The sequence below is a fragment of the Roseateles sp. FW305-36 genome, from assembly GCF_058787015.1.
Genome location: NZ_JBYSZK010000007.1, coordinates 72,466 through 82,444, shown reverse-complemented (window position 1 = coordinate 82,444; position 9,979 = coordinate 72,466). Strand labels below are relative to the sequence as shown.

At 69.3% G+C, this 9,979-nt stretch carries 11 protein-coding genes; 6 read left to right on the top strand and 5 right to left on the bottom strand.

Annotated elements, in window-relative coordinates:
• Positions 1–5: 5 nt before the first annotated feature.
• The gene (locus AC3WOE_RS14565; protein WP_492691379.1) at positions 6–1,229 is read right to left on the bottom strand and encodes an MORN repeat-containing protein; all 1,224 of its coding nucleotides are present in this window, start codon (positions 1,227–1,229) and stop codon (positions 6–8) included.
• A 165-nt stretch (positions 1,230–1,394) separates the two neighbouring features.
• Between AC3WOE_RS14565 and AC3WOE_RS14560 the strand changes: the two genes are divergently transcribed.
• Complete coding sequence (locus AC3WOE_RS14560) at positions 1,395–2,129, top strand: ABC transporter substrate-binding protein (protein WP_492691669.1); 735 nt, start codon at positions 1,395–1,397, stop codon at positions 2,127–2,129.
• Here the strand turns inward: AC3WOE_RS14560 and AC3WOE_RS14555 are convergent.
• Together AC3WOE_RS14555 and AC3WOE_RS14550 are read right to left on the bottom strand one after the other, a co-directional pair.
• Positions 2,126–3,244 carry an MORN repeat-containing protein gene (locus tag AC3WOE_RS14555; protein ID WP_492691378.1) on the bottom strand — a complete coding sequence of 373 codons (1,119 nt, stop codon included), beginning with the start codon at positions 3,242–3,244 and terminating at the stop codon, positions 2,126–2,128. The genes AC3WOE_RS14560 and AC3WOE_RS14555 overlap by 4 nt on opposite strands.
• A 123-nt stretch (positions 3,245–3,367) precedes the next feature.
• Positions 3,368–3,736, bottom strand: coding sequence for a VOC family protein (locus AC3WOE_RS14550; RefSeq protein ID WP_492691377.1), 369 nt, complete (start codon positions 3,734–3,736; stop codon positions 3,368–3,370).
• Positions 3,737–4,063: 327 nt separating this feature from the next.
• On the opposite strand from AC3WOE_RS14550, the gene AC3WOE_RS14545 reads away from it, so the two are divergent.
• Entirely contained in the window at positions 4,064–4,309 is a 246-nt protein-coding gene (locus AC3WOE_RS14545) for a DUF3297 family protein (RefSeq protein WP_492691376.1), read from the top strand.
• On the opposite strand, the gene AC3WOE_RS14540 is transcribed toward AC3WOE_RS14545, so the two are convergent.
• Together AC3WOE_RS14540 and AC3WOE_RS14535 are read right to left on the bottom strand one after the other, a co-directional pair.
• Positions 4,300–4,686 (bottom strand): hypothetical protein, encoded by a 387-nt coding sequence (locus AC3WOE_RS14540; protein WP_492691375.1) that lies wholly within the window; start codon positions 4,684–4,686, stop codon positions 4,300–4,302. The two genes, AC3WOE_RS14545 and AC3WOE_RS14540, sit on opposite strands and share 10 nt — an antisense overlap.
• On the bottom strand, positions 4,683–6,041 hold the full coding sequence (locus tag AC3WOE_RS14535; protein ID WP_492691374.1) for a cytochrome P450: 1,359 nt from the start codon (positions 6,039–6,041) through the stop codon (positions 4,683–4,685). The genes AC3WOE_RS14540 and AC3WOE_RS14535 overlap by 4 nt, the downstream gene beginning before the upstream one ends.
• A gap of 58 nt (positions 6,042–6,099) precedes the next feature.
• Here AC3WOE_RS14535 and AC3WOE_RS14530 point away from each other — a divergent pair, with 58 nt between their 5' ends.
• The 4 genes from AC3WOE_RS14530 to AC3WOE_RS14515 all read left to right on the top strand — a co-directional run bounded on the left by AC3WOE_RS14530 (position 6,100) and on the right by AC3WOE_RS14515 (position 9,906).
• The gene (locus AC3WOE_RS14530; protein WP_492691373.1) at positions 6,100–6,951 is read left to right on the top strand and encodes an AraC family transcriptional regulator; all 852 of its coding nucleotides are present in this window, start codon (positions 6,100–6,102) and stop codon (positions 6,949–6,951) included.
• A 14-nt stretch (positions 6,952–6,965) separates the two neighbouring features.
• Positions 6,966–7,769 (top strand): hypothetical protein, encoded by an 804-nt coding sequence (locus tag AC3WOE_RS14525; RefSeq protein ID WP_492691372.1) that lies wholly within the window; start codon positions 6,966–6,968, stop codon positions 7,767–7,769.
• 52 nt (positions 7,770–7,821) lie between these two features.
• Positions 7,822–8,628 (top strand): hypothetical protein, encoded by an 807-nt coding sequence (locus AC3WOE_RS14520; protein ID WP_492691371.1) that lies wholly within the window; start codon positions 7,822–7,824, stop codon positions 8,626–8,628.
• Positions 8,629–8,727: 99 nt separating this feature from the next.
• A complete protein-coding gene (locus AC3WOE_RS14515) occupies positions 8,728–9,906 on the top strand; it encodes an acetyl-CoA C-acyltransferase (RefSeq protein WP_492691370.1) in 1,179 nt (392 codons plus the stop codon).
• The last annotated feature ends 73 nt before the right edge of the window (positions 9,907–9,979 follow it).

The following is a 9,979-nucleotide window of genomic DNA, read 5'->3' as shown; positions in this document are numbered from 1 at the left end:
CAGGTCTACTGCACGGAAAAGTTGAACTCCTGTTCAAAGACATGCTCGCCCGAGCACTCATAGGTTTCGGCCACGGCCTTCCTGACGGCAGCGATGAACCGGCTTTCCGCCTTGAAGTTGGCTGGTGTGAGGACAGGCACGATGTCAAGGATCGTGACGCGCCCGTCTTTGACTTGTGCCACCAATCGCAGGTGCGCGATGCCGACCCAGTTCACTGAGGGAACTTCAGGACTGCCCATGCGAGTGCAAAACGGTTTCTCAAGTTTGTAGGCCCGAACAGGGCGTGGCGGCACGGACTCGACGGATGAGAAATTCAGCACCACCACTTCCGCACCCACCTGATAGATCTGCGGTTGTGGATCAGTAGGGCTCTCGTGCAGGGGTGAGATTCTCGTCACCACTGACGGAACGCTTTCAAAGATGCCAGCGATGCGTTTGCCGTCGGCTCTGATGAGAGTGCCAAAGCCGCGCGGCCGCCCCTTCCTGAATTCGCCGACGAATTCAGCGCCGTTCGCGAAAAGGTAGCGCCCCGAGCCGAAGGGTTGGTTCAGCTCGAAGTGCCCCCGATAGCTGTCGCCATTGCTCCAGCGATAGTCGCCTTCTCCCGACATGAGGTCAGAGACAAAACCGCCGCTGTACTGGTCACCGTTGACAAGCTTCACCGTGCCCGGACCCTCTAGACGCCCGGCCACCCATTGGCCTTCGCGCAGATAGCCGCTGCTGGCATGGAGCGTGCCTTGCCCGTGATAGAGGTCGTTCCTGAACTCGCCCACATAGCGGGCGCCCCAGCGCGACACCCATTCGCCCTGGCCTTCGCGCTTGCCGTTCACGAAGTCGCCCGTGTAGGTGCTCCCGTCCGCATCGGTCTTCACACCCCGGCCCTGCGGCAAGCCGTTGACCAGGTCACCGACGTAGCGGGCGCCCGAGTCCCAGGTGAAGCGGCCAGGCCCGATGGCGATCCCGTCCTTGAGCTGTCCGGTGTAGATGCTCCAGAGAACGCCGTTCCTGGACCAGCGCAGTGTGCCCTCGCCACCGGCCTTGCCTTCCGGGCAGAGTCCCGACCATTGCACGCCGTCGTTGACCCGGGGTTGCGGGTTCGCCACCAGGCAGCCTTCGGCGCTGCGGGTCCACACGACTTCCGCCGGCTCAGCCCGCAGGCCGGGCGCGACCATCAACGGCGTCACCATCGCTAGCGCCAGTCGGCACTGGCGCATCTCCATCCCGTTCATCCACGCCTCCCTGATGTTGTTCGGCCGTTGCCGGCCAGCGCCCGGAATGTAGAACGACGGCGGCGAACCCGACCCTGGGAGGGCGGGTTAGGCTAGGCAGCCATGAGAACAGCTGCCCACGCCTTGCTCGCCCTGTTCCTGGTCTTCATCGCCGCCTGCACAGCCATGCCCAAGCTCTCCGCCCAAGCCATTGCCGATCTCGCCCCCACCGGCCGACTGCGCGCCGTCATCAACCTGGGCAATCCCATCCTCGCCAACCGCGACCCGGTCACCAGCGAGCCCGTCGGTGTGTCCATCGACATGGCGCGCGAACTGGCGCGGCAGCTGGGTGTGCAGGCGGACCTGCTGGTCGTGAAGACGGCCGGCGAGGCGGTGGATGCGCTGGCCACGGGCAAGGTGGACGTGGGCTTCTTCGCCATCGATCCCAGCCGGGCCGCGACGACGGCCTATTCGGCGGCCTATGTGGAGATCGAGGGGGCCTACCTCGTGCGCGAGGATTCGCCGCTGCAGTCCAACGACGAGGTGGACAGGCCCGGCACGCGCGTCGCCGTCGGCGCCCGCAGTGCCTACGACCTCTACCTCAGTCGAGAACTCAAGGCCGCCACCCTCGAGCGCGCGCCTTCATCGCCCGAGGTCGTCAGCTATTTCCTGGCACACGGCCTCGACGTGGCGGCCGGCGTGAGGCAGCAGCTCGAGGCGGACGCGAAGAGCAAGCCGGGACTGCGGCTGCTGCCGGGGCGTTTCATGGTCATCCACCAGGCCATGGGCATGGCCAAGGGCAAGGAGGCCGGGGCGCGTTTCCTGGTGGATTTCGTCGAGCAGGCCAAGGCCTCGGGCTTTGTCGGCCAGGCGCTGGCGCGACATCGCATCGAGGGCGCCGCCGTCGCGCCGCCGGGTTAATTCAGCACGAACTGGAACTCTTGCTCGAACACATGGTTGCCCGGGCAGTCATAGGTCTTTGTGGCGCGCTCGATGCTTGCAACCAGTTCCCTTTGAGCGATGGGATCGACACCCGCGCGCAGCGGAGTCACCTCGATCGCGACCACGCGGCCGTCGCGCACGGTTGCGACCAACTTGTAGAGGGCTTGCCCCTTCCAGTTGACGACGGGCAACTGTGGGCGGGTCATGACGCGGCAGACCATGCCCACGCTGGTGTACTGCCTGAATGCGTCGAGGGACTGGGGCTTGGCATATTGCAGGGTCAGCCGCATCCGCTGCTGAAGCGAATCCTCCGGCGCAACGCCACCGACCTTGAAGAAGGCGCCCGGCGTGGTGGGATTGCCGGACTCGAAGTTACCTTCATAGCCCAGGCCGTCGGCCAACTCCAGCCGCCCGCGGCCTGACGGCTGCCCGTCGCTGAAACCGCCCTCATAGTGGCTGCCGTCGGCAAACCGGTACTCGCCTGCGCCGACCGGCTTGCCGGCAAGGAAGGCGCCTTCATAGCTGTCGCCGCGAGCCCAGACGTAGCGGCCTTGCCCCGAAGGCCAGTTGGTGCGCATGGCGCCGGTATAGCGATCGCCGTTGGCAAACTGGATCCGCCCCGACCCTTCCATGCGCCCGGACTTGCATTCCCCCTCGTACTGGTTGCCGTTGGCCCAACTGAGCTTGCAGGTGCCCTCGAAGCGGCCGGCGACGAATTCGCCGCGATAGCTCGAGCCACTGGGGTTGTCCAAGCTGCCCTGGCCGGCATACAGGCCATCGAGGAAACCGCCCTCGTAGCGGATGCCGCTGGCCGTCGTCAGTACACCTTGGCCCGAGTAGCGACCGGTCTTCATCTCGCCGTCGTAGGTCGAGAACGGTTGGCCGTTTGTCGTGCGGCGCAACTGGCCCCTGCCTTCAGCAAAACCGTCAGGGCAGACGCCACTCCAATCGACGGTCTCTCTTGGGAACGGGTGTGGATTCACTACCTTGCAGCCCCGGGCGTCCGCAATCCACACGCTGGCAGCGCTGTCGGATGCAACAGCGAGGTTAGCCATCGCCCACAGGCCCGCAAGCAATACCGGCTTCAATCTCATCCCTGCAATTCCTCCCTGTTCTTCTGAATGTCAGACGGCCGCGAGCACCGCCCGCGGCCGTCGTCGTGGAGGAACTCTAGCGCCGCCTTGACGTCATTCCGACGTCTGGCCGGCGGGCCCCCCTCAGGCAGAGGTCGGCCTGAACACCCGCACCCGATGCCCGTCCGGATCGGCCGTCACGGCCGTGAATCCGAAGTCCATCGCGGTGGGCGACTGCAGCACCGGCCAGCCCGAGGCTTTCCATGCGGCGACGGCGGCATTCACTTCGGCATCACTGCCGACGGTGATGCCGATCTCGCTGCCACCGCCTCGGTGCAGGCCCGCGGGCTGCACGTCGTGCGCTGCCCAAAGGCCGAGCATGGTCTTGTCGTTGAGCATGAACATCGCGAAGTTGGGGCTCTGCTCGACGGGTTCGCGGCCCAGCAGGGAGCGATAGAAGAGCACGCTCTCGGCGGGGCTGTGCACGTAGAGGATGAGGCAATCGGGTTGCATGGCGGTCTCCGTTGGGTGGTGAATGCGGCCATGTTCGGAGCCCGTCGTGACAGGACATGTCAGCAGCGCGGATTCAAGCGGCTGCCTCCGGCGCCCGCTCGGCGCAGCCGCCGGCCCGACGCCGCATGCCGAGGTCTCGCCCCCGGCCGCTGTCGTGGCCCGGCTCCTGCAGGGCAGCCGCGTGCGCCTGGCAACGCCCGGCGTTGGCGGCGGTGACTGACGCATGGGGTGCCGGGGTGTGCTTGGAGTTGACCCCTTCGCCTACCGCCGCGGCTGCTGAGCCAGCCGCGACAATGCGCGGTTCAGGCTTTCACCACGAACCTCACCATGTCCGAAGCTACCCGCCCCGAACTGCCCGACCACCTCAGCGTCGACCCGCGCAGCCCTCACCACGTCGCCGCCGTCTTCGAGCACGACATCGGCATCCGCTTCAACGGCAAGGAGCGCCAGGACGTCGAGGAATACTGCATCAGCGAAGGCTGGATCAAGGTGCCCGCCGGCAAGACGCTGGACCGCAAGGGCCGGCCGCTGTGCATCAAGCTCAAGGGCGCCGTCGAAGCCTTCTACCGCTGAGACATCAGCACCAGCGCCGCGGCCGCCAGCAGCGCGATCCAGGCCGGATGCCGGCCGCGGTTGCTGAGCAGCACCAGGCCGCCGCTGATCGCCAGCGCCGCGGCGATGGCCGCTTCGATGATGCCGCCCGACAGTGCCTGCATGGCCGGCTGGGCCCGCCACAGCAACACCACAGCCAGCGCCCAGGCCAGCACCGTGACGACATGCCAGCTCGCCCACAGGATGCGGGTCTGGAAGGCCCGCAGCACCGGCTGGCCGCCGTCGGGCACCAGGCCCGTCGTGCGCAGATGGCGGAACAGCAGGCGTTCGCCCAGCCACGAATGCACCAGGCCGATGACGAAGACCAGCGCCGCGGCGCCGACCAGCCAGGGGTTCATGTCGCTGTCCTCGCTTTCAGCCGCAGTGTCAGCCCGCCGTCGGGCCGCAACGTGACCGCCATGCGGGGCTTGGGCACTGCGCCGCCGATCGGGCTCAGTTCGAAGCGCTGCAGCATCAGCGCGGCGATCAAGGTCATCTCCAGCACCGCGAAATGCTGGCCCAGGCAGACCCGCGGCCCGAGGCCGAAAGGGATGTAGGCGCCGCGCGGAATCTCGTCGGGTGCATCGGGCAGGAAGCGCTCGGGCTTGAAGGCCAGCGGCTCGTCCGGCCACCAGCGTGGATCGCGGTGCAGCAGCCAGGGCGTCACGCGCACCAGGGTGCGGGCCGGCAGGCGCACGCCGGCGACGGTGATGTCGCGCGTCAGCCGCCGCGTCAGCAGGCCGGCCACCGGTGGATACAGGCGCATCGCCTCCTTCAGCGTGGCCGACAGGAAGGGCAGGGCGCTCGCCTCGTCCGAGGTCGGCACGCGGCCGGCCAGCACGGCGTCGACCTCGGCGCGGGCCCGGGCCTGCGCCTCGGGATGGGCGGCCAGCAGCCAGCTCCACCACAGCAGGGCCGTCGCGCTGGTCTCATGGCCGGCCTGGAAGCTGACCATGCATTGGTCGTAGACCTCCTGCTCCGACAAGGCCTCGCCGCTGGTCTCGTCGCGCAGGGCCATCAGCATGCCGAGCAGGTCGGTGCGCGGCTCTGTCGCGGCACGCCGCGCCGCGATGCGCTCGGCCAGCAGGCCGTGTATCAACCTGGACGCACGCCGCTTGGCCGCCTTGCCGGGCAGCGGCAGCCAGTCGGGCAGGGTGACGGGCCAGAACATCTCGGCCAGAGCGGTCTCGCTGAGCACCTGCACGGCCTGCGCCGCGGCGGCCGTGTCGTCGCCGATGGGGGCGCTGAACAGGGTGCGCGAGATGACGTCCATGGTCAGGTGGCTGTAGAGCTCGTCCATCGCGACCTCGCCCTCGCGCACCCGGTCGAGTCCCGCCATGGCGGCCTCGGTCATCAGCGCCGCATAGCCGGCCACGCGCCTGGGCGTGAAGGCCGGCATCAGCATGCGACGCTGGCGCTGCCAGGTGCTGCCCTCCGTGACCAGGACGGACTGGCCCATCAGCTCGGCGAACACCTCGGGGCCGCGCGCCCAGCGGATCAGCGCGTCGGCATGGTCGACCATGATGGCGCGCACCAGCTCGGGGTCGAAGACGTCGACGCCGCGCTCGCCGAGGATGCGCTGGGCCACCAGGTCGCCCAGAGGTCGCTGGGCGGAAATCACCGCAAGGTAGTCGCGCCGCATGGCCATCAGCACGGGGAAGCCCCACCAGCGGGTGGGGTGCGAGGGCAGGTCGTTCCAGGTCAGGGCAGTCATGGCCGCATGGTGCGCTTGGACGCCGCGCGGGGTCTTGAACGAATGCGACACTGCTCGCATGCAAGAGGACGCAGGCACCCGGCTCTGGTTGCCGCCGCTGGCCCTGGCCGGCTGCGTGCGTGGCGTCATGCTGCGCGACACGCGTGGCCGCGGCCTGGATGCCGTGCAGCGCGAGAACTACTTCCCCGCCACGCCGCTGGTGCAGTTGTTCTGGTGGGCCGAGGGCAGCAGCGAATGGCTGGCGACACCGGGCTTTTCGGTGCCGCCACCGGAGCGCCGCCACGCGCCCTTCATGTTCGGTGGCCCTTTCACGCTGCCCTCGCACACGCGCAACCCGGGCGAGATCGTGGCCTTCAAGCTGCTGATGCTGCCGGACGCCTTCATCGCACTGACCGGCATCGCGCTGGAGCGCCACGTCAACCAGGTCGTCGATGCCCGCGAGCTGCTGCCGGCCGACTGGCTGGCCTGGGCCGACGCGATGGGGGCGGCCCCCGACGACGAAGCGCGGCTGGGCCTGCTCGAGACCTTCCTGCTGCCGCGCTGGCAAGCCTTGGGCAGCGAGCGCCCCGGCCACCGCTATGCCGCCTGGACCGAGGCCCTGGCCGTGCGCGCCGCCACCAGTGCCGCGGGCCGCAGCTTGCGTCAGCTGGAACGCCGCATCAAGGCCTGGGCGGGCTTGCCGATGCGCGAGCTGCGCGCCGTATCGCGCGCCGAGAACGCTTTCTATGCCGTCGCCGCGGCCGAAGGCGGGGCCGGCGTGAACTGGGCCGACATCGCCGCCGACAACGACTACGCCGACCAGAGTCATCTCTGCCGCGAGACGCGCCGACTGACCGGCTTCAGCCCCGAGGACCTGCGGCGCCGCATCCAGGCCGAAGAGGCTTTCTGGGCCTACCGGCTCTGGCGCTGAGGCAAACTCGTGCGATGCCGCGCCGCCTGCTCGCCCTCACCGCGCTGCTGCTGAGCGCCGCCGCGGCATGGGCCCAGGCGCCGGCCTGTCCCCACCCGTTGCGCATCGGCTTCAGCAATGCCGCGTCGCCACCCGGTCTGCTGGGCTCGGGGCCAGGCTTTCCGGAGCCACCGGGCTGGGAGGTCGTGGCCGTGCGCGAGGCGCTCGAGCGCCTGGGTTGCCGGGCCGAGCTGCTGCGCCTGCCCAACCGCCGCCTGTCGGCATCGCTGGCCCAGGGCAGCGTCGATATCGCCCTGCTCTTCGGCACCACGCCGGAGCGCCTGCGCAGCTTTGCCTTCCCTGTCGATCCCCAGGGCAAGCCGGATCTCGCCTGGGCGCCGGTCTTCGGTCACCTCGCCCTGTTCGGCCGTGCCGGCGAGGCGGCCGACCCGAGCTGGGATGGACAGCGCCTGCCGCCGGGTTGGCGCGTGGGCGTGCTGACCGGCTCGGTGCAGGACACCATCGCACGCGATCGCGGCTGGCCGAGCGAGTCCATCGGCGCGCTCGACGGCGGCCCGGCCATGCTGCAGGCGCGCCGCTTCGACCTGCTGCTGAGCACGCGCGAGGTGTTGACGCCCGAGCAACGCGCCGAGCTCGTGGAGTGGACGCCCGGCGTGGCCAAGCTGCCTTATTTCGCGCCGGCCTCGCCGCAGTTCGCCCAACGCCACCCGGACTGGACGCGCGCCTTCTGGCGCCAGTTCTGCCAGGCCGTGCGGCGACTGGAGCCCGAGGTTCGCCCGGCCGAATGCGGCACGGTGCCGGCCACGGCCTGGCGCTGACCCGCCCGAACCGGGGTCGCGGCGGCAGCGCCGGCTTCCTAAACTCGGGCGCATGTCACGCTGGTTCCGCGGGCTCCTCGGCGCCGCCCTGAGTGGCGGCATGGCCCTGGCCGCGGCCGAGGGCTGCCCCGAACCGCTGCGCATAGGCTTCACGGACCGCGCGGGACCGCCGGGGCTGCTCGGCCAGGGCAGCCAGTTTGCCGATCCGCCGGGCTGGGCCGTCGTCGCCGTCCGCGAGACGCTGCGCCAGCTGGCCTGCAAGGCCGAACTGGTGCGGCTGCCGGGGCGCCGGCTCAGCAGCGCGCTGGCCCAGGGTGATGTGCATTTCGGGCTGTTCTATGGCGCGTCGCCGGAACGGCTGCGCAGCTACAGCTTTCCCCTCGATGCCCAGGGCCGACCCGACGTGGCCTGGGCGCCGGTGTTCGGCCATCTCGCCCTCTATGGCCGCGCTGGCACGACGCCCGATCCGGCCTGGGACGGCGCTCATCTGGCGCAACACTGGCGCGTCGGCGTGCTCGCGGGCTCGGTGCAGGAAGCCCTGGCGAGCGAGCGCGGCTGGGCCACCGAAACCGTGCTGACCTTCGACAACGAGGTGGCCATGCTGCAGGCCCAGCGCTTCGATCTGCTGCTGACTCCTCGTGAGGGGCTGACACCCGAGCATCGCGCCGACCTCGTCGAATGGGCGCCGGTGGTGGCGCGCCAGCCCTATTTCGTGCCGGCCGCACCGGCCTTCGCCCGAAGCCACGCGGCCTGGACGCATGCCTTCTGGACCGAACTCTGCCAGGCGGTGCGTCGCCATGCCCCGGAGGCCCGCCCCGTCGACTGCGGTGTCCCGCCGCCGCCGCCCCGGCACCCCTGAAGGCCCACGCTTCACCCAGGGTTTGCGTAGGTGATTGACGTTAACGTCAATTGATGGCGTCAAAATGGCGCATCTGAATTCGCAACGGAGTCCATCGCCATGTCCGATCCGATCGTCATCGTGTCCGCCGCCCGCACGCCCATCGGTGGCCTGCTGGGTGATTTCGCCGGCCTCGCCGGCTGGGAACTGGGTGCCGTCGCCATCAAGGCGGCCGTCGAGCGCGCCGGCGTGCCGGGCGACTCGGTCGATGAAGTGCTGATGGGCAACTGCCTGATGGCCGGCCAGGGCCAGGCCCCCGCCCGTCAGGCCGTGCGCAAGGCCGGCCTGCCGGATTCGGCCGGCGCCGTCACCCTGAGCAAGATGTGCGGCTCGGGCATGCGCACCATGATGTTCGCCCACGACATGCTGGCGGCCGGCTCGGCCGAGGTCATGGTGGCCGGCGGCATGGAGAGCATGACCAATGCGCCCCATCTGATGTTCGCCCGCAAGGGCATCAAGTACGGCGCCTCGGCCGTCTACGACCACATGGCCCTGGACGGCCTGGAAGACGCCTACGAGCGCGGCAAGGCCATGGGCGTGTTTGCCGAGCAGTGCGTGAGCAAGTACAGCTTCAGCCGCGAGGCCATGGACCAGTACGCCATCACGTCCACCCAGCGCGCCAAGGCCGCCAACGAGAGCGGCGCCTTCGACTGGGAGATGGCCCCGGTCACGCTGAGCGGCGCCAAGGGCGATACCGTCATCAAGTTCGACGAGCAGCCCTTCAAGGCCAAGCTCGACAAGATCCCGTCGCTGAAGCCCGCCTTCAAGAAGGATGGCGCCATCACCGCCGCCACCTCGTCCAGCATCTCCGACGGCGCGGCGGCGCTGGTGCTGATGCGCGAGAGCACCGCCAAGGCCCGCGGCCTGACGCCGGTCGCCCGCATCGTCAGCCACGCCGTGCATGCGCAGGCGCCGGAATGGTTCAGCACCGCCCCCGCGGGCGCCATCCAGAAGGCCCTGGCCAAGGCCGGCTGGCAGGCTGGCCAGGTGGACCTGTGGGAAGTCAACGAAGCCTTCGCCGCCGTCACCATGGCCGCCATGGCCGAGTTCAAGCTGCCCCATGACATCGTCAATGTGAATGGCGGCGCCGTCGCCCTGGGCCACCCCATCGGCGCCAGCGGTGCGCGCATCGTCGTGACCCTGCTGGGCGCGCTGAAGGCCCGCGGCCTCAAGCGCGGCATGGCGGCGCTGTGCATCGGCGGTGGTGAAGCCACGGCGCTGGCTGTCGAGATGCTGTGAGGGATTGGCGGGTGCCGGCAGCGCGGCCGGTGCGGTTCGACGAAACTAGCCGTCTCGGCATCGACTTCCGCAC